18 protein-coding genes are annotated in these 21,225 nt (G+C 70.7%); 5 read left to right on the top strand and 13 right to left on the bottom strand.

Going from position 1 to position 21,225, the window contains the following annotated elements:
- Positions 1-42: 42 nt before the first annotated feature.
- The 5 genes from AC07EQ_RS00330 to AC07EQ_RS00310 all read right to left on the bottom strand — a co-directional run bounded on the left by AC07EQ_RS00330 (position 43) and on the right by AC07EQ_RS00310 (position 6,119).
- Complete coding sequence (locus tag AC07EQ_RS00330) at positions 43-1,470, bottom strand: amino acid permease (protein WP_478385689.1); 1,428 nt, start codon at positions 1,468-1,470, stop codon at positions 43-45.
- A 1-nt stretch (position 1,471) separates the two neighbouring features.
- The gene (locus AC07EQ_RS00325) at positions 1,472-2,641 is read right to left on the bottom strand and encodes an aminotransferase class V-fold PLP-dependent enzyme (RefSeq protein WP_478385688.1); all 1,170 of its coding nucleotides are present in this window, start codon (positions 2,639-2,641) and stop codon (positions 1,472-1,474) included.
- 39 nt (positions 2,642-2,680) lie between these two features.
- The gene (locus tag AC07EQ_RS00320; protein ID WP_397526681.1) at positions 2,681-3,217 is read right to left on the bottom strand and encodes a helix-turn-helix domain-containing protein; all 537 of its coding nucleotides are present in this window, start codon (positions 3,215-3,217) and stop codon (positions 2,681-2,683) included.
- A gap of 457 nt (positions 3,218-3,674) precedes the next feature.
- On the bottom strand, positions 3,675-5,318 hold the full coding sequence (locus AC07EQ_RS00315) for a thiamine pyrophosphate-binding protein (protein ID WP_478385687.1): 1,644 nt from the start codon (positions 5,316-5,318) through the stop codon (positions 3,675-3,677).
- 24 nt (positions 5,319-5,342) lie between these two features.
- Positions 5,343-6,119: a cyclase family protein gene (locus AC07EQ_RS00310; RefSeq protein WP_478385686.1), complete on the bottom strand. Its 777-nt coding sequence runs from the start codon at positions 6,117-6,119 to the stop codon at positions 5,343-5,345.
- A gap of 158 nt (positions 6,120-6,277) precedes the next feature.
- On the opposite strand from AC07EQ_RS00310, the gene AC07EQ_RS00305 reads away from it, so the two are divergent.
- On the top strand, positions 6,278-7,153 hold the full coding sequence (locus AC07EQ_RS00305) for a PaaX family transcriptional regulator (protein ID WP_478385685.1): 876 nt from the start codon (positions 6,278-6,280) through the stop codon (positions 7,151-7,153).
- Between the two features lie 316 nt (positions 7,154-7,469).
- Here the strand turns inward: AC07EQ_RS00305 and AC07EQ_RS00300 are convergent, their stop codons facing one another.
- Together AC07EQ_RS00300 and AC07EQ_RS00295 are read right to left on the bottom strand one after the other, a co-directional pair.
- Positions 7,470-7,874: a RidA family protein gene (locus AC07EQ_RS00300; RefSeq protein WP_478385684.1), complete on the bottom strand. Its 405-nt coding sequence runs from the start codon at positions 7,872-7,874 to the stop codon at positions 7,470-7,472.
- On the bottom strand, positions 7,871-8,626 hold the full coding sequence (locus AC07EQ_RS00295; RefSeq protein ID WP_478385683.1) for an SDR family NAD(P)-dependent oxidoreductase: 756 nt from the start codon (positions 8,624-8,626) through the stop codon (positions 7,871-7,873). Before AC07EQ_RS00295 ends, AC07EQ_RS00300 begins: the two co-directional genes overlap by 4 nt.
- Before the next feature lie 82 nt (positions 8,627-8,708).
- Between AC07EQ_RS00295 and AC07EQ_RS00290 the strand changes: the two genes are divergently transcribed.
- From AC07EQ_RS00290 to AC07EQ_RS00280, 3 genes are all read left to right on the top strand, one after another.
- Positions 8,709-11,075, top strand: coding sequence for a bifunctional salicylyl-CoA 5-hydroxylase/oxidoreductase (locus AC07EQ_RS00290; protein WP_478385682.1), 2,367 nt, complete (start codon positions 8,709-8,711; stop codon positions 11,073-11,075).
- Positions 11,072-12,202: an acyl-CoA dehydrogenase family protein gene (locus AC07EQ_RS00285; protein ID WP_478385681.1), complete on the top strand. Its 1,131-nt coding sequence runs from the start codon at positions 11,072-11,074 to the stop codon at positions 12,200-12,202. The genes AC07EQ_RS00290 and AC07EQ_RS00285 overlap by 4 nt, the downstream gene beginning before the upstream one ends.
- A 423-nt stretch (positions 12,203-12,625) precedes the next feature.
- Complete coding sequence (locus AC07EQ_RS00280; protein ID WP_358574794.1) at positions 12,626-12,826, top strand: DUF1737 domain-containing protein; 201 nt, start codon at positions 12,626-12,628, stop codon at positions 12,824-12,826.
- Positions 12,827-12,850: 24 nt separating this feature from the next.
- On the opposite strand, the gene AC07EQ_RS00275 is transcribed toward AC07EQ_RS00280, so the two are convergent.
- A complete protein-coding gene (locus AC07EQ_RS00275) occupies positions 12,851-13,678 on the bottom strand; it encodes an enoyl-CoA hydratase family protein (RefSeq protein WP_478385680.1) in 828 nt (275 codons plus the stop codon).
- A 175-nt stretch (positions 13,679-13,853) separates the two neighbouring features.
- On the opposite strand from AC07EQ_RS00275, the gene AC07EQ_RS00270 reads away from it, so the two are divergent.
- A complete protein-coding gene (locus tag AC07EQ_RS00270; RefSeq protein ID WP_478385679.1) occupies positions 13,854-15,479 on the top strand; it encodes an AMP-binding protein in 1,626 nt (541 codons plus the stop codon).
- A gap of 176 nt (positions 15,480-15,655) precedes the next feature.
- On the opposite strand, the gene kynU is transcribed toward AC07EQ_RS00270, so the two are convergent.
- The 5 genes from kynU to AC07EQ_RS00245 all read right to left on the bottom strand — a co-directional run bounded on the left by kynU (position 15,656) and on the right by AC07EQ_RS00245 (position 20,956).
- On the bottom strand, positions 15,656-16,897 hold the full coding sequence (gene kynU, locus AC07EQ_RS00265; protein WP_478385678.1) for a kynureninase: 1,242 nt from the start codon (positions 16,895-16,897) through the stop codon (positions 15,656-15,658).
- A gap of 173 nt (positions 16,898-17,070) precedes the next feature.
- Entirely contained in the window at positions 17,071-17,925 is an 855-nt protein-coding gene (gene kynA / locus AC07EQ_RS00260) for a tryptophan 2,3-dioxygenase (protein WP_478385677.1), read from the bottom strand.
- Between the two features lie 68 nt (positions 17,926-17,993).
- On the bottom strand, positions 17,994-19,268 hold the full coding sequence (locus AC07EQ_RS00255) for a multidrug effflux MFS transporter (protein ID WP_478385676.1): 1,275 nt from the start codon (positions 19,266-19,268) through the stop codon (positions 17,994-17,996).
- A gap of 143 nt (positions 19,269-19,411) precedes the next feature.
- Positions 19,412-20,413 carry a helix-turn-helix transcriptional regulator gene (locus tag AC07EQ_RS00250; protein ID WP_478385675.1) on the bottom strand — a complete coding sequence of 334 codons (1,002 nt, stop codon included), beginning with the start codon at positions 20,411-20,413 and terminating at the stop codon, positions 19,412-19,414.
- A 39-nt stretch (positions 20,414-20,452) separates the two neighbouring features.
- Positions 20,453-20,956 (bottom strand): nucleoside deaminase, encoded by a 504-nt coding sequence (locus AC07EQ_RS00245; RefSeq protein ID WP_478385674.1) that lies wholly within the window; start codon positions 20,954-20,956, stop codon positions 20,453-20,455.
- Positions 20,957-21,225: the final 269 nt, after the last annotated feature.

Genomic DNA, 21,225 nt, shown 5'->3' with positions numbered 1-21,225 from the left:
AACCTGCCTGCACCTGCAGTGTAAAGGCATCCGGCGCGAGACTCATCTGCGCTCCGGTTGCGTGGAAGACCTCCTGCGCGGCTTCCGGCCGATGGCGAAGTAGATCGCGCTCAGCACGATGAAGAACGGCACGCCCGCCCACCAGGCGATCGCCAGGTCGTCGATGAACGCCGTGGACACCAGGATCGCCACCAGGAAGAGGATCGCTGCGATTCCGGTGACCGGCGCGCCGCGCAGGCGCACCTTCGGCAGCGGCAGGCCCACCGCCGCGCGGGTCCGCCGGAACGCCAGGTGCGTGACGAGGATGAGGATCCACACCGCCAGGGCGCCGAAGATGGACAACCCGAACAGCACCAGGTACGCGGCGTTGCCCTGCGCGGCCGACAGCACGGTGGCGACGAGCAGCCCGGCCGCGCTGAGCAGCAGCGCGTTGCGCGGCACGCCGCCCTTGCTCAACCGGGCGGTCCAGCGCGGCGCGTAGCCGTGCCCGGCGAGGGAGTGCAGCATCCGGGTGCACAGGTAGAGGTTCGTGTTCGCGCTGGAGAGCGCCGCGGTCAGCACCACGAAGTTCATCACCAGCGCGGCGAACGGGATTCCGGCCGCGCCGAAGACCGTCACGAACGGGCTCTCGGACACCCCGCTGCTCTGCGCGACCGTCGTCCAGGGCACCACGGTCAGGACCAGGGCGATGGCCAGCAGGTAGAACAGGGACAACCGCAGCACCATCTGCCGGGCCGCGCGGGGGATGTCGCGTTCCGGGTTCTCCGACTCGGCTGCGGTCACCGAGACGACCTCGGTGCCGATGAAGCTGAACAGCGCGAACACCATCGCCAGGTACAGGCCGGTCCACCCGTTGGGCAGGAATCCGCCGTGCGCCACCAGGTTGTCGAAGCCGGTGGGCCGGGCGTTCGGCAGCCCGACCGTCACCAGGGCGAGCGCCAGCAGGATGAACACCACGATCGCGGTGACCTTGATCATCGAGAACCAGTACTCGAAGGTGCCGAACAGCCCGACCGCGCCCGCGTTCACCGCGAGGATGAGCACCGAGAACGCCACCACGGGCAGCCACAACGGCAACTGGGGCCACCAGAACTGCGTGTAGATCCCGGCCGCGATCAGCTCGCCGCCCACCGCGATCACCTGGATGGTCCAGTACGTCCAGCGCACCACGAATCCCGCCCACGGGCCCAGGTAGCGGTGCGCGATAGCGCCGAACGCGCCCGCGTCCGGGTGCTGGACCACCATCTCGGCCAGCGCCCAGGCGATCACGAGCGCGACCAGCGCGCAGGCGAGGTAGGCGAGCACGGTGGCCGGTCCGGCCTGCGAGATCGCCAGGCTGGACCCCAGGAACAGGCCGGTGCCGATCGCGCCGCCCAGCCCGATCATGGTCACCTGGCGGCGCGTCAGCTGCCGGCGCAGCCCGGTGCCGGACGTGCCCACCCCGGTGGCGCTGCCTGTGGTGGAGTCCATGTCATCTCCCGGATCTGCGGTAGTCGGCGATGGCCGCGGCGACGGTGTCCACATCGGACTCGTTGTTGTAGAAGTGGAAGGACATCCGCAGCACGGTGCCGCGCGGGCTGGTCGCGATCCGGCGTTCGGCGAGCCATGCGGCGAGTTCGCCCGGTGCGTCGTCGAGGAGCGCGACCTGCGGTCCGCGCGACGCCGGATCGGTCGGCGACCAGAGCCGTTCGCCCGCCGCCAGCAGCTCTTCCTGCAGGCGCTGGGTCAGCCCCCGGACGTGTTCCCGCACCGCTGCCGCGTCCAGGCGGTTGACCAGGTCCAGACCGGCGTTCGCGCCGTAGGCGGCCGGAATGCCGGGCGTGCCGGTTTCGTAGCGGCTCGCCCGCGCCGGGTGGTCCACCGAGCGCGGATCGAACGCGAACGGGTTCTCGCGGCCGAACCACCCGGTCAGCTGCGGTGCCACCGCATCCTGCACGCCGCGGCGCGCGTACAGGAACGCGATGCCGGGGATGCCCAGCACGTACTTGAGCGCGCCGGCGACGAGGAAGTCGCAGCCGAGCTCCTCGACGTCGATGCGGTGCACACCCGCGGCCTGGTAGGCGTCGACGAACGTCGTCGCGCCCTGCTCCTTCGCGCGGGAGATCACCTCGCGGACCGGCAGCAGGAGGCCGTTGCGGTAGGACACCAGCGGCACCGACACCAGCTGGGTCCGCTCGTCGATCGCGTCCAGGCAGTCCGCGGTGCGGACCTGCCCGTCCTCGGCCCCGACGTGGACGACCTCGGCTCCCCGGGCGCGCTGCGCGAGCCACACGTGCGCGATGGAGGGGAACTCCATGTCGGTGGTGACGATGCGCGGCCGTTCGGCGTAGGACCTGGTCGACGCCGCCTGGAACGCGCCTTCGGTGGCGTTGGCCAGGACCGCGACTTCGTCGGGCTCGGCCCCGATCAGCTTCGCGAAGCCTCGGCGCGCCCGTTCGACCTGGTCCATCCAGATCTCCCACGGCGCTCCGTGCACGTGCATGGAGCGCTGGAACTCGGCGAGCGCATCGCCGAGCTGGTAGGAGGCGGCGCCCTGGCTGCAACTGGCCAGGTGCACGTTCTCGGCCAGCGACGGGAACGAGGCGCGGAACAGGTCCGGGTCGGTGATGGTCTCGGCGGGCGGTGCCGGGGTGGCGTTCACGGTGTGCGATTCCTCTGCGGGTGGGCGGATTCGGCCGGGTCAGTAGCTCGGCGGCGTTACCGACACCAGGAAGGTGGCGGTGTCGGTACCCGGGTTGACGAAGCGGTGCGGGACTCGCGAGTCGAAGTAGCAGCTGTCGCCCGGTTCCAGCCGGATCCGGGAGTCGCCCACCTCGACCAGCAGCTCTCCGGCCTGGGCGAGCACGCATTCCTCGGAGGGGTGGCTCCACGGCTCCTCCGACGATGCGGCGCCGGGTTCCAGGCGGCCTTCGAGCAGCTCCAGGCGGCCCGATCCGGGGGACAGGCGCGTGTAGGCGATCCCGCCGTGCGGCGAGCCGACCTTCATCCGCCGCTCGCGGCGGACCACGGCCACCTGCTGCACGTCGTCCTCGGCGAAGAGGCTGAACAGCGGGACTTCCAGCGTTTTCGCCAGTCGTCGCAGGGTTTCCAGGCTGGGGTCGTGGATGCTGCGCTCGACCTGGCTGAGCAGTCCGGTGGACAAGCCGGTGAGTTCGGCCAGCTGCTTGAGGGTGAGGTTGCGTTTCTGGCGCAACTCCCGGAGGTGAGGGCCGATCATGGCTTCGCGCCTTCGGTGTGGGTGAAGTATTTCAGCGAGAATGAATCCGCGTACGCGCGAAGTCAAGAGCGCGGTTCATGTCGGCTGCCGAGCGGCAGTCTGGTGTGGAGTGAACGGCCTGTTCGCATCGATAGGTGAGGCGAACGGTCCGTTCACTTCATCCACTCAGCGTCGGTGGGCACTGCTGGTGTGGAGTGAACGGCCTGTTCGCATCGATAGGTGGGGCGAACGGTCCGTTCACTTCATCCACTCAGCGTCGGTGGGCACTGCTGGTGTGGAGTGAACGGCCCGTTCGCTTCGATAGGTGGGGCGAACGGTCCGTTCGCCTTGACCGCCGCGAGGCGGACAAGTGGCTTCACCGCTCGGAAGGCACGAGCCGGCCGACCACGACTCCGCGCCATCACATCTCAAACAGCTTCTGCAGGTTTGCCGCTTGTACGACGAGAATCCGCGAGGGTCAGTGGCCGCGGAATGCTTCGACGAGCCACCAGGCGCCTTCGCCCGGGGCGATCTTGGCGTCGATCACCAGCGGCGTGGCACGCGGTCCGTTCAGCCAGTCGCGCACCGGCGCGAGGTCGGCCTCGGTGCGCACCGTGAGCCCGGTGCAGCCGAAGCCGCGCGCGGCGGACGCGAGGTCGGTGTCCGGGAACTCGACGGTGTCCAACCGGTGGCCGTCCGGGCCGAAGTGGTGGACCTCCGCGCCGTAGGCGTGGTCGTTGTAGACCACGATCACCATCGGCAGGCCGAGCCGGGCCGCCGTTTCCAGTTCGGCGATGCCCATCAGCGCGCCGCCGTCGCCGAGCGCGGCGACCGGCAGCCGGTCCGGGCGGGCCAGCGCCGCGCCGATGGCGGTGGCCAGGCCGAGCCCGATGGACTGGAAGGCCTGGGTGAAGCAGAAGCCCTGCTCGTCGGGCACCCGCAGGAACATGCTCGGGTAGCCCATGAAGTTGCCGGAATCCACCGCCAGCACCCGCTCTTCGGGCAGCAGCGCGTCCAGGGCGATGGTCAGCGCGCGCGGATCGATGGCGTCCGGTGTGGACTCGTCGTCGAATGCCACGTCGCGCCAGGACCCAGCGCTCGCGATCCGCTCCCGCACCTCCGGATCGCGGTAACCGGCGGGCCGGACGCCACGGTCGGTGAGTTCGGCCCGGGCCGCCTCGGCGGTCGCGGCGACGTCGCCGAGCACCCCGAGTTCGACCGGGCGGTGCGCGCCGATCGCCTCGCTCTCGACGTCGACCTGCACCAGCGCGGACCCGGCGCCGATCAGGTTGCCGTGCCGCGTGGTCCACATGTTCAGGGCGGTGCCCCAACCGACGACGAGGTCCGCGCGGGAGATCAGCTCGGCGGCCAGCGGCGTGGCGAACCCGCCGGAGACGTCCAGCGACCACGGGTCGTCGCGGAACAGGCCCCGCGCCACCGCCGACGTGGCCAGCAGTGCCCCGCAGGCCTCGGCCAGCGCCCGCAGCTCGGCGCCGGCGTGCCGGGCACCGCGACCGGCGATGAAGACCGGGCGTTGCGCGGTGACCAGCCGGTCGGCCAGGTCCCGCACCGCCGCGGCGGACGGCGCGACCGGGTTCAGCGCCGGGAGCTGCGGGACGTGCGGTTCGCCGTCGAACTCCGCCGCCTGGACGTCCAGCGGCAGGTTCAGCACCACGGTCCGCCTGCCCTCGGTCGCCAGCCGGACCGCCCGCACCACGTCATCGACGGCGGTGGCCGCGCTGTGCACCCGCTCCGCGCGGGCGCCGACAGCGGTGGCCAGCGCATCCTGGTCGATCCGGAAGTTCGAGCGGATGGCGGCGGAGGCCGTCTCCGCGGCGAGCACGAGCAGCGGGGTCCGGCTCTTGGCCGCTTCGGTGATGCCGGTGAGCGCATTGGTCAGCCCGCAGCCCTGGTGCACCGAGAGCACCCCGAGGCGGCCACTGGTGCGCGCATACGCGTCGGCCATCGTCGCCGCGCCGCCCTCGTGACGGGCGGCCACGAACCCCGCACCCGCGGCGACCAGTGCGTTGGTGACGTGGAAGTTGCCGCTGCCGACGACGCCGAAGACGTGGTCGGCGCCCAGTGCGGCCACCGTGCGGCCAACGACCTCGGCGACGTTCATCTCGCCCCTTCCCCTGCCCGTGGGTCAGTCCTGTTCGATCAGCGCCAGGACCCGCGTCGGGCTGCCGGAGCCGTTGACGATCGGCAGCGGCGCGGCGACCAGCACCGCTCCGGTGGGTGGCAGCAGCGCGAGGTTCTGCAGTTGGGTGAGGCCGTACTTGCCGGCGCCGAGCAGCAGCGAGTGGCAGGGGAAGGCCGGTTCGAAGGTGGGCGCCATCCCGGCGTCGGTGCCCACGGTCTCCACGCCGATGCCGATCAGGGCGCTCTCCTCGGCCAGCCAGCGGGCGCAGTCCGGCGAGATCCCCGGGGTGTGCGAGCCGCTGTCGTCGGCGTTGAGGAACTCGGCCTGATCGCCGCTGCGCGCGTCCCAGCCGGTCCGCATCAGCAGCCAGCCGCCCTCGGGCAGGGGGCCGTGCGCGGATTCCCACTCGCGGATGTGCTCGGTCTCCAGCAGGAAGTCCGGATCCTCGGCGACCTGCGCGGAGCAGTCCAGCACCGCGGCCGGGCCGATCATCTGCCGGGGCGGGACCGAGGCCACGTCGAGGCCGTCGCGGCCGGTGATCCAGTGCACCGGCGCGTCGAAGTGGGTGCCGGTGTGCTCCCCGGTGTGGATGTTGTTCCAGTACCAGGCGGGGCCGCGGTCGTCGAACCGGCTGATCTCCTCCAGGCTGAAGCCGATGGTGTTGGCGAACGGCTCCGGTAGCCGCAGGACGGGCACGTCGGACGTCAGGGGCGCGGTCAGGTCGATGACGCTGATCCGGCCGGACGTCAGCGCCCGCAGCAGTTCGTCGAGGACGGCCACGTTCTTCGCCTCCGGATTCCGGGAACTGGACGACGTGCGGGATCCTACTTCGCGTCCGGGGCGCTGCCAATGCGCCGGGAATCACCCGGTGCGGCAGGGAATTCGGGCGCAGCACTGTGGATCGAGTCGGCCCGCGCGACCGCTGTTATCGTGTTCGCGTGACGACGGACATCGTGACGGATGGCGCATCGGTGGGCGATGCCGTGGTGGGCGAGCTGACCGGCCGCGGCATGCAGCCCAGGCAACTGATCGTCACCCTCTACGGCCTGTACGCGCGCGAGGCCGGTGGCTGGCTGTCGGTGGCGTCGTTGGTGCGGCTGCTCGCCGATCTCGGCGTCGACGAGCCCGCGGTGCGCTCGTCGATCTCGCGGCTGAAGCGGCGCGGCATCCTGCTGGCCGAGCGGCGCGGCGGGGCAGCGGGATACGAGCTGTCCGGTGCCGCGCTGGAGATCCTGCGCGAAGGAGACGAGCGGATCTTCCGCCGGGAGCGCGCCACCCTCGCCGACGGGTGGGTGCTGGCGGTGTTCTCGGTCCCGGAATCCGAGCGGCAGAAGCGGCACGTGCTGCGCACCCAGCTGACGCGGTTGGGCTTCGGCACCGCCGCGCCGGGGGTGTGGATCGCCCCGGCCGACCTGCGGGACGCGGCGAGCAGCGTCCTGCAGCGCTACGAGCTGGCCGGCTACGCCGATCTGTTCCACGCGGAGCACCTCGCCTTCGGTGATCTGCGGGCAAAGGTGGCGCAGTGGTGGGACCTGGAGCAGCTGCAGGAGCTCTACGGCGAGTTCATCGGGGTGCACCAGCCGGTGCTGCGGCGGTGGCGGCGCCGCCGGTCGCCGCGCGGGCCGGAGGCCTTCGCCGACTACGTGCGGGTGCTCACCGATTGGCGCCGGTTGCCCTACCTGGACCCCGGGCTGCCCGCCGAGCTGCTGCCGAAGGACTGGACCGGGACGGTGGCCGCCGAGGTGTTCTTCGAGCTGAAGTCCCTGCTGGAGCGGCAGGCCCACGACCACGTCGAGGCAGTCACGGTGCGCTGACCGGAGTCGTTCCGGAAAGCTCCGGGAACGCCCACCCGAAGGAGCCTGGGCGCCGGCTTCGCGCGAGCCACGACCGCTGGGCGGGTTCCCGATTTTAGGCAAAATCGCGAGCCGCAGGGGTCGGGTGGGTTCTCGATTTTAGGCAAAATCGCGAGCCACGAGGGTCGGGCGGGTTCCCGATTTTAGGCAAAATCGCGAGCCGCGGGGGTCGGGTGGGTTCCCGGTTTTAGGCAAAATTGGGAGCCGCGGGGGTCGGGTGGGTTCTCGGTTTTAGGCAAAATTGGGAGCTTGACCGACCGGGGTGAGTGAACCGGCTTCATCCGGCGGGGATCGCGGCGGTGCCCTTGATCTCGACCAGCGCCTCGGCGTCCCAGAGGCGCTGCACGCCGATCCCGGCCATCGCCGGGTAGTCCCGTCCGGCGAGTTCGCGCCACACCGCGCCGATTTCCCGGGCGTGCGCGCGGTAGTCGTCCACGTCCACGATGTAGACGGTCAGCTCGGTCACCTGCTCGGGACGGCCCCCGGCGGCGCGCAGCGCGGTGAGCAGGTTGCCCAGCGCCTGCCGGAACTGCGCGACGATGCCGTCCCCGACGATCTTGCCGCCGGCGTCGAGCGCGGTCTGCCCGGCCAGGAACACCAGGCGGCAGTCCGAGGCCACCACGGCGTGCGAGAAACCCGCCGGGCGGGCCAGTTCCGCGGGGTTGATCCGTTCGATGGTCATGATTGCACCGCTCCTCCGTCCACAGTGATCCCTTGCCCGTTGATCGCGGCGTTGCGCACGCACAGCTCCACGACGTCGGCGACCTCGTCCGGGCTGATCAGCCGGCCGATGGGCTGCCGGCCCTCCAGCGCGCTGCGGGCTTGTTGCGCGCTCCGCCCGGTCTTGGCGGTGATGTTGTCGATGGTGCGGTCGGTCATCGGCGTGTCGACGAAGCCCGGGCACACGGCGTTGACCGTGACACCCGTCCTGGCCAGCTCCGCGGCGGCCGAGCGCACCAGCCCGAGCACGCCGTGCTTGCTGGCGGTGTAGGCGCTGACGTAGGGGTCGCCGCGCTTGGCGGCCATCGACGCGATCACCACGATCCGGCCGAAGCCGCGTTCGACCATCGTCGGAACCGCCCGGCGCAGGAAGCGGAACGGTGCGGTCAGGTTGATCTGCAGTGCGCGTTCCCAGTCGTCGTCGGTCGTCGCGGTCAGCGGTGCCGAGGTCGCGGTGCCCGCGTTGAGCACCAGGACCTCGACCGGTCCCCATTCGCGTTCGACCGCGTCGAAAACGCGATCCGGGGCCTGCGCGTCGGCGAGGTCGGCGGGCAGGTCGAGCGCCGGCCCGGGCAGCCGCGCGGCGGCCTCGGCGAGCTCCCCGGCGCTTCGCGCAGTGAGCGCGACGCGGTTGCCGGACTCGGAAAGTCGCTGGGCGATGGCGCGGCCGATGCCTCTACCGGCTCCGGTGACCAGGCAGTTTCTCGTCGTCACGGAGGCGATATTACGTAAAATTGACGGTCGTGCGCAATGCGGCATACGCTGCCGGGAGCGGAACCGACGGAAGGAGCCCGCGGTGCGCATCGCGGTCATCGGTGGCGGTCCAGGCGGTCTGTACTTCTCCGCGCTGCTGCGGCAGCTCGGCCCGGAGCACGAGATCGACGTGTGGGAGCGCAACGCGCCGGACGACACCTTCGGATTCGGCGTGGTGTTCTCCGACGAGACCCTCGGCGGCATCGAGCACGCCGACACCGGGATCTTCCAGGCCATGCAACGGGAATTCGCCAGATGGGACGACATCGACGTGCACCACCGGGGCGCCTCGTCCACCTCCGGCGGCCACGGCTTCGCCGCGATGAGCCGCAAGCGGCTGCTGCGCATCCTGCAGGAGCGGTGCCGCGAACTGGGCGTGGCGCTGCACTTCCAGGCCGAGGCGCCGGACGCCGAGCGGCTGTCCGCCGACTACGACCTGGTGGTCGCGGCCGACGGCGCGAACTCGGCGGTGCGCGCCCGGTACCCGGAGACCTTCCGGCCCAGCGTGGAAACCGGGCGCTGCAAGTACATCTGGCTGGGCACCGACCTGGTCTTCGACGCGTTCAAGTTCGTCGTCCAGGACACGCCCCACGGCATCATGCAGCTGCACGGCTACCCCTACAGCCGCGACGCCAGCACCTTCATCGTCGAGATGCACGAGGACGTCTGGCAGCGCGCCGGATTCGCCGACTTCGCCGCCTCGGCGTCGACCAGGCCCGGCGACAGCGACGAGAAGTCCATCGAGCTGATCCGGGAGCTGTTCGCCGACACCCTGGCCGGTCACGAGGTCTTCGCCAACAACTCGAAGTGGCTGAACTTCCGGACCGTGCGCTGCGACTCGTGGCGGCGCGGCAACGTCGTGCTGCTCGGCGATGCTGCGCACACCGCGCACTTCTCCATCGGCTCCGGCACGAAGCTGGCCATGGAGGATGCGCTGGCGCTGGTGGCCTGCCTGCACGAGCAGCCCTCGATCGACGCGGGGCTGGAGGCGTACGAGGCGGAGCGGCGTGCGGTGGTGACCTCCACGCAGCGTGCGGCGCAGGCCAGCCTGGAGTGGTTCGAGAACATCGGCCAGTACGTGCACCAGGACCCCGAGCAGTTCGCCTTCAACCTGCTCACCCGCAGCCGCCGCGTCACCTACGACAACCTGCGGCTGCGCGACCCGGAGTTCGTCGCCGGGATCGACGCCTGGTTCGCCGGCGCGGGCGAGGTCCGGCCGCCGATGTTCCAGCCGGTGCGGCTCGGCCCGCTGGAGCTGCCCAACCGCGTGGTCGTCTCGCCGATGGACATGTACAGCGCGGTCGACGGGGTGCCGGACGACTTCCACCTCGTGCACCTCGGCAGCAAGGCCCTCGGCGGGGCCGGGCTGGTGATGACCGAGATGGTGTGCGTGTCCGAGCAGGGGCGGATCACGCCGGGCTGCGCCTGCCTGTGCACCCCGGAGCAGGAGGCGGCCTGGCGGCGGGTGGTGGATTTCGTGCACGGGAACACCGCCGCGAAGATCGGCGTCCAGCTGGGGCATTCGGGCCGCAAGGGTTCGACGAAGCTGATGTGGGACGGCATCGACGACCCGCTGGCCGAGGGGAACTGGGAGGTCGTCGGCCCCTCGCCGCTGCCGTACTCGGCGGCGAACCAGACGCCGCGCGAGCTCACCGCGCCCGATCTCGCCGAGATCAAGCAGCAGTTCGTCGCCGCTGCGCAAGCCGCGGCGCGGGCCGGCTTCGACGTGCTCGAACTGCACTGCGCCCACGGCTACCTGCTGTCGTCCTTCATCTCCCCGCTGGCCAACCAGCGCACCGACGAGTACGGCGGATCCCTGGCGGGCAGGCTGCGGTTCCCGCTGGAGGTCTTCGACGCGGTCCGCGCGGTGTGGCCGGCCGACCGGCCGATGACGGTGCGGATCTCGGCCACCGACTGGCACGAGGGCGGAGTGGACGCCGACGAGGCGGTGCGGATCGCGCGCGCGTTCGCCGAGCACGGCGCGGCGGGCATCGACGTCTCCACCGGCCAGGTGGTCAAGGCCGAGCGCCCGGCGTTCGGCCGGAGCTACCAGACGCCGTTCGCCGACCGGATCCGCAACGAGGTCGCGCGCGAGCACGACATCGCGGTGATCGCGGTCGGCGCGATTTCCTCCTACGACGATGTCAACTCGCTGCTCCTGGCGGGCCGGGCCGATCTGTGCGCGGTCGGCCGGACTCACCTCTACGATCCACAATGGACCCTGCATGCGGCGATCGAGCAGGACTACGACGGCCCCGGCGCGGCGTGGCCGAAGCAGTTCCGGGCCGGTAGGCGCAAGCCGCAGACCGGACGCACCGACGGCCCCAAACCCCGCCTGGATCTGATCCGCAGCGGTGGCCGGGGCACCGCTCACGCGCGCTGGAAACCCGCTGAGGAAGGGATGCAATGAGCGCCTTCGCACTCACCGCGCAGCAGCGCGAGTTCGTCGAACAGGTGGGCCGGGTCGCCGCGGAACAGCTGCGGCCCGTGGCCGAGTCCGGCACGCCCGGCTCGGTCAACCGGGACCTGATCAAGGCTATGGGGGAGCAGGGCCTGCTGGCCAAGCTCTTCCCCGGCGGCGCGGGATCGCGGGAGGCGGCCTCGCTCGACCTCTGCCTGCTGCGCGAGTCGCTGGCACGGGTGTGCACCGAGGCTGAGACCGCGCTGGCGCTGCAGGGGCTGGGCAGCTACCCGGTGCTGCAGTCCGGCCAGGACGAGCAGGTGCGGCGCTGGATCCCGGCGGTCGCGGCCGGGGATGCGGTCGCGGCGTTCGCGCTCACCGAGCCCGAGGCCGGGTCCGACGCCGCCGCGCTGGAACTGGCCGCCGAGCCGGACGGCGACGGCTGGCGGCTGACCGGGGAGAAGATCTGGATCTCCAACGCGCCGGAAGCCGACTTCTACGCGGTGTTCGCCCGCACGACGGCCGGCGCCGGGGCCAGGGGAGTGAGCGCCTTCGTGGTGCCCGCCGACCGCCCAGGGCTGTCCGGCGAGCACCTGGACATGATCAGCCCGCATCCGATCGGCCGGCTGACCTTCGACGGTGTCCGGGTCCACCGCGCGGAGCTGCTGGGGGAGCAGAACCGGGGCTTCCGGGTGGCGATGCGCACGCTGGACCTGTTCCGCCCCAGCGTCGGCGCCTTCGCGGTGGGCATGGCGCAAGCGGCCCTGGACGCGGCGGTCGAGCACGCCGGAGCGCGCCGGGCCTTCGGCGGAACGCTCAAGGACCTCCAGGCGGTGTCGCACCCGCTGGCGGAGATGGCCACCCGGACCGAGGCGGCCCGCCTGCTGGTCTACTCGGCGGCAGCGGCCTACGACGCGGGCGAGCAGAACCTGGCCGGACGCTCGGCGATGGCGAAGCTGTTCGCCACGGAGACGGCCCAGTACGTGGTGGACGCGGCGGTCCAGGTCCACGGAGCCCGAGCGCTCCACAAAGGACACCTGCTCGAACACCTCTACCGAGAGGTCCGAGCACCCCGGATCTACGAAGGAGCCTCAGAAGTCCAACGCACCATCATCGCCCGAGACCTCTACCGCTGATCCCTGCTGAAGGGTGCCCCCGGCAGAACGCCGGTCGGGGCGATTTCGCGCGAAATCGCCATCCGGCCCTCATGCGGACTGCGGATTTCGCGCGAAATCGCCCGCTGCGGTCCAGGCGGTCACGACTCACATGTGCCCGCACCCCCCTGCCAGAACGACCCCTTGGCCGACCCTCGTCGCGGAGGTCTGCACGACTCGACTGCGGTTCTTGATTCGATTCCGCGCCAGAAGTAGCGCAGCTGTGCTCTCAGCCGGAATCGACCACCGGACCCATCCCGTACGACCGATGCTTTGGCCGCTTACCCGGCCCAGCACGCGGCATGTGTCAGGACCGGCGCTCCGGTCGTAGATCGCGATCTCACGTGCACTGTGTTCGGCGCCTGCCGGCGGCGGGGCGAAGGCCGGGGCTGAGATGATGACCGCATGAGCGCACCCCCGGATGGATTGCCGGTCTACCGAGTCCTGACCGGCCCCGATGACGCGACGTTCTGTCGCCGGGTCAGCGAGGCGATCGCGCTCGGCTACCGCTTGCACGAAGGCCCCGCCGTGACCTTCAACGGCGAGCGCGTGATCGTCGCCCAGGCACTGCTGTGGCCGGGCGCCGGTGATGCGCCTGCCGACTAGTGCTCCAGATCGTGGCCGGGGCCGTCAGCGGCCCTGCCACTCCGGGGGGCGTTTGGCGTTGAAGGCGGCGTGGAACTCTGCGTAGTCCGCCGTTTTCATCAGGAGCGCTTGGGTTACCGCTTCTAGTTCCAGGGCTCCGGAGAGGCTCATGTCGAGTTCCCGGGTGAGCAGTTCTTTGGTCTGGGCGTAGCCCTGGAACGGGCCGGTGGCCAGGCGTCGGGCGAGTGCGGCCACCGCTTCGTCCAGCTCGTCGTCCTCGACGAGTTCGCTCACCAGGCCGTAGCGTTCCGCTTTCGCCGCATCGATGGTGTCGCCGAGCATCAGCAGCTGGGTGGCGCGGCCGAGGCCGACCAGACGGGGAAGCAGGTAGGCCGAGCCCATGTCGGCGCCGGAGAGGCCGACCTTGGTGAACAGGAACGCGAACTTCGCCGAGCGGGACGCGATGCGGAAGTCCGCCGCCAGGGCGATGACGGAGCCCGCGCCGGCCGCCATGCCGTGCAGCGCCACGATGATCGGGATCGGGCACTCCCGCATCGCCTTGATCACCGCGCCGGTCATCTTGGTGAACTCCAGCAGCCGGTCGGCGTCCATCTTCAGCGTTTCGCCGATGATCTCGTTGACGTCGCCGCCGGAGCAGAACGCCCGCCCTTCGCCGCGCAGCACGAGCGCTCGCGTGTCGCCGCGCTGCGGGAGCTCGGTCAGCAGGTCGCGCAGGTCCGCGTACGCCTCGAAGGTGAGCGCGTTGAGCTTGTCCGGCCGGTCGAAGGTGACGGTGGCGATCCCATCGGCGTGCTCGAAGCCGAAGTGCTCCCACTCGGTGGTGATGGGGACCGATCCGCGGAACGGGCTCATGGGGGCGTCCTCCCTGGGCGTGCCGGATGCCGGGAGCGTATCACTGAAATTTGACTGCCGTCATCAATGCGACATGTTTGACGAGGAGTATCGCGAGATATTGACTGTCGTCACATCAAGTGAATACTTGGGGCGAATCGCGTGGCCCCTGTCGTCGTTGGAGGGAGCGCTGCCGATGCAGCCCTCGTCGCAGTTATCGGTGTCCGGGCACGTCGACACGTTCTGCCGGGACAACCTGCCGCCGCGCGAGCAGTGGCCGCAGTTCCGGTTCGACCTGCCCGGGCTGGCGTACCCGGAGCGCCTCAACTGCGCCGAAGTGCTGCTGGACGACGCGGTGGCGCGGTGGGGGCTGGACCGGCCGTGCCTGGTCACGCCGACCGAGCGCTGGACCTACGGGGAACTCCAGCGGCGCGCCGACCAGGTGGCGCAGGTGCTCGCAGCGGATTTCGGCCTGCAGCCGGGCAACCGGGTGCTGCTGCGCGGCCCGAACAACCCCTGGCTGGTGGCGAGCTGGTTCGGCGTCCTCAAGGCCGGTTGCGTCGCGGTGACCACGATGCCGCTGCTGCGCTCCGGCGAGATCGGCCAGCTGATCGAACTCACCCGCCCCGCCCTGGCGCTCTGCGATCACCGCTTCGCCGCCGAGCTCCGCGACACGACCCCCGGGGTCACGATCGCGACGTACGGCGTCGACGCGGACGGAAGCCTGGACCGCCGCTGCGCGGCGAAGACCGGCGAGTTCACCGCGGTGTCGACGGCCGCCGACGACGTCGCGCTGCTCGCGCCCACCTCCGGCACGACCGGAAAACCCAAGGCCACCATGCACTTCCACCGCGACGTGCTGGCCAATGCGGACACCTTCGCCAGGCACGTGCTCAAGCCCGACGCCGACGACGTGTTCACCGGAACCCCGCCGCTGGGCTTCACCTTCGGGCTGGGCGGCCTGGTCGTGTTCCCGATGCGCGTCGGGGCGTCGTCGCTGCTGCTGGAGAAGGCCGGCCCGGACGACCTGGCCAAGGCGATCGCCGAGCACGGCGTCACGGTGCTGTTCACCGCGCCGACGGCCTACAAAGCACTGCTGTCGGCCGACCGGGGCGCGGACCTGGCGACGTTGCGGCGCTGCGTGTCGGCCGGGGAACACCTGCCCAAGGAGGTGTGGGAGGCGTTCCACGCCCGGACCGGCATCCAGATCATCAACGGCATCGGCGGAACCGAACTGCTGCACATCTTCATCTCGGCCGCCGACGACGACATCCGGCCGGGCGCCACCGGCAAGGCTGTGCCCGGGTTCGAGGCGGCCGTCCTCGACGACGACGGCGAACCCGTGCCCGATGGCTCGGTGGGGCGCCTCGCGGTGCGCGGGCCGACCGGCTGCCGCTACCTCAACGACGCCCGGCAACAGCAGTACGTCCAGCACGGCTGGAACATCACCGGCGACACCTACGTCCGCGACGGCGACGGGTACTTCTGGTACCAGGCGCGCAACGACGACATGATCATCTCCGCGGGCTACAACATCGCGGGCCCCGAAGTGGAGGAGGCGTTGCTGGCGCACCCCGACGTGGTCGAAGCAGGGGTGGTGGCGTCGCCGGACGAGCAGCGCGGCTCGATCGTCAAGGCCTACGTGGTGCTGCGCGACGGACTGGTGGGCGACGCGGACAAGGCCGCCGAGCTGCAGGACTTCGTCAAGCAGCGCATCGCCCCGTACAAGTACCCGAGGGCGATCGAGTTCCTGGAAGCCCTGCCCCGCACCAGCAACGGCAAGCTCCAGCGCTTCGTCCTCCGCGAGCGCGCCCGAGCCTGAGAGCCTGCCTACCGAATGCTGCCTGGACTCGGCGTCCGCAATTTCCATTGAAATCGAACCTTCGATTTCAATGGAAATTGCGGATCCTCGATGCGCGATGCCCGGGACTGCCGGCCTCGCCGAGAGCCCTTCGGGCGGACACCGTCTGAGAATCCCGTGGTGGAACTTCGTGGCGGTTACGGTTTTCCGCGCTCGACGACGAGGTCGCGCAGCGCCGCAAGACCATTGTGGACCTCGACGAAACCGGTGCTCAGCGGGGCGAGTCCGATGCGGATCCCGTCGGGCGCGCGGAAGTCCGGGATGACACCGCGGTCCCAGAGCTGTTCGGTGATCTCCCGGAAGTCGGCCCGGCGCACGGTGATGTGGCTGCCGCGGCGCTCGGGTTCGCGCGGTGACGCGAGCTGGACGCCCCGGTCGAACAGCCATGCCTCCGCCAGTTCGAGGGCGTACCGGGTCAGCAGCGACGACTTCGTGCGCACCGCCTCGATCCCCGCTTCTTCCAGCATGTCCAGGCTGGCGAGCAGGGGGAGCATCGCCAGGATCGGGGGCGTGCCGCTGAGCATCCCGCGGATGCCGTCGGCGGGGCGGTAACCCGGGCCCATCTCGAACGGTTCGCGATGTCCCATCCAGCCCCAGATCGGCTGCTGGGCGGAGCCGTGGTGGCGGTTGTTGACGTAGCCGAAGGCGGGAGATCCGGGCCCGCCGTTGAGGTACTTGTAGGTGCAGCCGACGGCGAAGTCGGCGTTCCACGCGTCGAGCTCAACGGGTACCGAGCCGGCCGAATGGCAGAGGTCCCACAGCACCAGCGCGCCCGCCCCGTGCGCGGTTCGGGTGATCGCTGCGGCGTCGGCCAGGTAGCCCGAGCGGTACGCGACGTGGCTGAACACGACCAGCGCGGTGTCCGGGCCCACCGCCGCGGCGACCTGTTCGTCGGTGATGCCCGCCGCCGGGTCGGTCTCGATCCACTTGAGGACCAGGTCGCGTTCGGCGGCGATGCCTTCCAGGACGTAGCGGTCGGTGGGGAAGTTGTCGGTGTCGAGGACGACTTCGCGGCGGCCGGGCCGGGCGGCGACCGCGGCGCGGGCGAGCTTGTAGAGCATGACGGTGGTGGAGTCGGCCACGACGACCTGCCCGGTCTCGGCGCCGAGCGCGGCCCGGCCGAGGCGGTCGCCGACCGCGACCGGCCAGTCGAGCCACTCGTCGGTCCAGCCCCGGATCAGGCGCTGTCCCCACGGCTGGTGGATGAACCGGTCCATGCGCTCGGGGAGCGCGCGGGCGGGGCGCCCCAGGGAGTTGCCGTCGAGGTAGGCGACGACGTCCGCGCCGTCGGGGGTCAGGAACCGTTCCCGGAAGCCGCGCAGCGGATCGGCTTCGTCCAGCGCATGCGCCTTCTCGAGGAGGTCGGTGCGGTCGGGCATGGCGTTCTTCCTCTGCTGGTGGTCGAGTCAGGACGTGGGTGACGGGTCGAGTACCCGGGCCGTGCACAGGGAACCGGCGAACCGGGACGGCCGGCTATCGAGACCGCTCCGCATTGTCCCCACCAGGCGGAATCGGCGATCACCCAGTCCTCTTCGTCGCTGGGCGCCGTGGGCTACCGGGTGATCTCGGTGCGCACCGCGTACAGCTCGGGGAAGAAGGTCAGGTCCAGGGCGTCGCGGAGGAAGGGCACCCCGCTGGACCCGCCGGTGCCCCGCTTGAACCCGATCGTGCGCTCCACGGTCTTGAGGTGCCGGAAGCGCCAGAACTGGAAGTTCTCCTCCAGGTCCACGAGTTCCTCGCAGGCCTCGTAGGCTTCCCAGTTCTCCTCGGCAGACTCGTAGATCTGCCGGAAGACGGGCACGAGCTCGGGCGCGTAGGTGTGCGCGCGGCTGACGTCGCGCTCCAGCAGCGGCGCGGGGATCGGGTACCCGCAGCGGGCGAGGTGCCGGAGGAACTCGTCGTAGATGCTGGGGCGCCCGAGCATCCCGGACAGCAGGGCGTGGGCGCGCTCGTCGTGGCGGAACACCTCCAGCATCTCGGCGTTCTTGTTGCCGAGGACGAACTCCACGGCGCGGTACTGGTAGGACTGGAATCCCGATGACCTGCCGAGGAATCCGCGGAACTGCGCGAACTCCGTCGGGGTCAGGGTCGCCAGCACCGACCACTGCTCGGTGAGGGTGTGCTGGATGTGCTTGACCCTGGCCAGCCCCTTGAGCGCGGGCTGCAACCGGTCGCCCGACAGGTGCTCGCACGCCGTCCGCAGCTCGTGCAGCACGAGCTTGAGCCACAGCTCCGCCGCCTGGTGCTGGATGATGAACAGCAGCTCGTCGTGGTGCTCGGGTTCGCTGACGGGCTGCTGAGCGCCGAGCAGCTGGTCGAGGTTCAGGTACTGGCCGTAGGACATGGCGGTGCGGAAATTCCTGACCACCTCGTCCTCGATGGGACGGGTGTTCGTCGCATCGACCATCGGTTCTCCTCACGCCCCGCCCGAGCGGGCGGAGCCGACGCCGGTTCATGTCGCATCCTATACGAACGTCACGAACGAGCAATAGACGTTCCGGCGGCGGGACACACTTTGTCCATTGTGGATGATTCGCCGTGGCCCTGCCACGGCCGGGCGAGCGTGATCAGTGCCAACGCGGAGACGAGGGCGAAGCCCAGCACCACGACGGCCATCGACATGGCGGTGGTGCTGCCCAGGACGCCGGGTAGGGGCGCGGCCGCGGCGGCGAGCACGAACTGGGTGCCGCCGAGCAGGCCGGAAGCGGCTCCGGGGGCGTCGCCGCCGACCGCGAGGACGATGGTCGTCGACGCGGGCAGCACCACGCCGAACCCTGAGGTCAGGCCGAACAGGCAGACCCAGGTGGCCGGGAACGTGCTGATGCCGACCGCCAGCAGTGCGACCAGCGTGATCGAGGCGGCGACCGTGACGACCACCCCGACGACGAGCAGGGAGTTGAGCCGCACGCGTCCGGCCAGCCGCCCGAACACCGCACCGGCCACTGTGGTGCCGACGGCGTTCGTGGCGAAAACGAGGCTGTAGCCGGTGGGGGACAGGCCGTAGACGCTCTGGAAGACGAAGGGCGAGCCGGTGATGTAGGCGAACAGGGCGGCCAGTCCGCACCCCATGACCAGGAGGTGGCCGAGGAGCTCGCGCCGCCGGAGCAGTCCGCCCATGGCGGTGAGCGCGGGCCGCAGTCCGCCGGTCCGGCGCCGCTCGGCGGGCAGCGACTCGGGAACCCACGCCCAGACGGCGGTCATCAGCACCAGTCCGGTCGCGGCCAGCGCCACGAACACCAGGCGCCACGAGCCGACGCCGAGGACGAGGCCGCCGGCCACCGGTGCCAGCACCGGCGCGGTCATCGCGATCACGCTCAGGGTCGAGAGCTTGCGGGCCGCGCCGGTGCCGGTGAACCGGTCGCTGATGACGGCCCGCCCGATGACGAGCCCCGCGCTGCCCGCGACCCCTTGCAGCAGCCGGGCGACGTCGAACACGGCGATGGTCGGGGCGAACGCGCAGACCAGGGACAACGCGGTGAACAGGCCGGAACCGGCCAGGAGCAGGCGTCGCCGCCCGGTCGCGTCGCTGACCGGGCCGAGCACGACCTGGCCGACGGCGAGCCCGACGAGGCACGCCGTCAGGGAGAGCTGGACGGCCGTTCCCGAGGTCGCGAACGAGGTGACGATCTGCGGGAAGGCCGGCGCGTACATGTCGGTGGCGAACGGCGATACCGCCGAGAGTCCACCGAGGACGATGATGAGCCGTCCCGCTCCTGCGCGCGGGGAAGTGGCTTCGATGCTGGCGTTCATCGGTCTCCATCGGAGGATGTCTGCTTCGGGGAAACCCGACGGCCGGTGCGGCCGCTACGCATCACATCGTTGGAGCCGGGGCTGCGCCGCGGTGTGGAGCGACGTGCCCGCGCATGTGGAGCGCGGTGCTTTCCCCGTGGGTGTCAGGAGTGCGCCTGCCTGAACCGCGCGGGGGTGATGCCCCGGTCGCGCCGGAAGGCATAGCCGAAGTTGGTGGGCGAGGAGTAGCCGACCTCGTGCCCGATCCGGGCCACGGGCCAGTCGGTCTCGACGAGCAAAGCGGCGGCCCGGTCGAGGCGGTGACGCCGGTGGTACGCCATCACCGATGTCCCGTACAGCGCGCGGAATCCGGTCGTGAGGCGCCGGACCGACATCGACGACGCGCGGGCCAGATCGGCCAGCGTCGGCGGCGCGTGGCGTCGCTGCCAGAGCAGCTCGGGAACGCGGCGCAACGCGGCCACCTCGTGGTCGTCCAGAACGAGGTCCCGGGAGTCTGCGGGCGGCGGGGTGACCGCGAGCCCGTCGATCAGTGCGGCCAGCGCCGCCACGACCCGCGATTCCAGGAACAGCAGGCGACCCGGCGACGAGCGCCGGTGCACGAAGATCTCCTCGAGCGGGCCGGCCGCCGCGCGCAGGCAGGCGGACCGGCCCAGATACCGCTCGCGCGCGACATCTTCGGGCCCCGTGGCGGGTAGGGCGCCGCCGAGGTAGGACTCCAGCCCGCTCCAGGTCCCGGTGATCGACACCGCCCGGTATCGCTCGCCGTCGCCGTGTGCGACGGAGCCCCCGGTGGCGCACCGGGGGCTCAACGCCACCGAGCCGGTGTGCAGCTCGCCGATGCCGGCGTCGGTTTCGCTGACGCACATGCGCCCGTCGACGCAGTGCTCCAGCTCGAAGTGGTCGCCGGGGAACGCGTACCCGACCTGGTGCCCGCCGGTGAACGCGACGTCATAGCGGGCGATGTGGAACCCGCTCCGCAACGACGTCACCTCGATCGTGCCGTCACCGACCTCAGGGCGGAGCCGATGCCGGACGGTGCCATCGCGGCTCTCGTCGGTCTGCGCGATCGACGAGTAGTACGCCGCGCACGTCCGGTCCAAGGCGGTGGAACCGGCCGTGCCGGAGATCAGGTGAACCCGAGCCACGAACCCACAGGTTAGTCCGCCTTTGCCCGGGGGCGGCTGTCAGTTGATGCCGTGCAGGCGTGCGTGCAGGTGCCGGACCTCGTCGGCCAGCTCCGGATCCGGCCCCGCCACCGGGACGTTCGGTGCGATCGCGTTGATCGGCAGCGCGGCGACCTCGCCCGCCCCGATGCCCCACTCGCGGTGCCATGCGGTCAGCTGCTCGGTGCTCGTCGCGTAGACGATGCGCCCGAGGCCGACCCATGCGTGGGCGGCGCTGCACATCGGGCAGTGCTCGCCGGAGGTGTAGACGGTGCTCTCGCGGCGCTCGGCGGGGGAGAGGTGCTCGGCTGCCCAGCGCGCGATCTCGAACTCCGGGTGCCGGGTGGCGTCGCCGTCCTTGACCCGGTTCCGGTCCTCGAAGCGGACCGCGCCCCGGGAGTCGACGAGCACGGAACCGAACGGCTCGTCCCCGGCCTCCAGCGCCTCGCGCGCGAGTTCGACGCAGCGCCGAAGATGCGCGTGGTCGTCCGCCGTGATGGTCTGAGTTCCCTCCGCTTCATGCATCGGTCCACCCTAGCACATTTTGGTATACCAACACTCCGGGAAATGCGGTGGCCAATGGTGGCACGGCATGTGTTTCGCGCGGTTCCTGGCTGTGCCGAGGTCGATCTCGCGCGATGGGACGGTTTCGCCATTCCCTCTCGAATCGCTGTCGTTGGTATACCGTCATGTTCGTTCGTGATCTAGAAGAGGCGAATGAGATGCCGCCGGTTCGGCAACGTCCGCGCAAGCCGGATTCGGCCGATCGCACCCGCGCGCATCGGGCGTCCCGG

Source organism: Saccharopolyspora sp. NPDC045839, from assembly GCF_056431645.1.
Note: the sequence above shows the minus strand (reverse complement) of the source record. Positions and strands in the feature narration are given on the sequence as shown.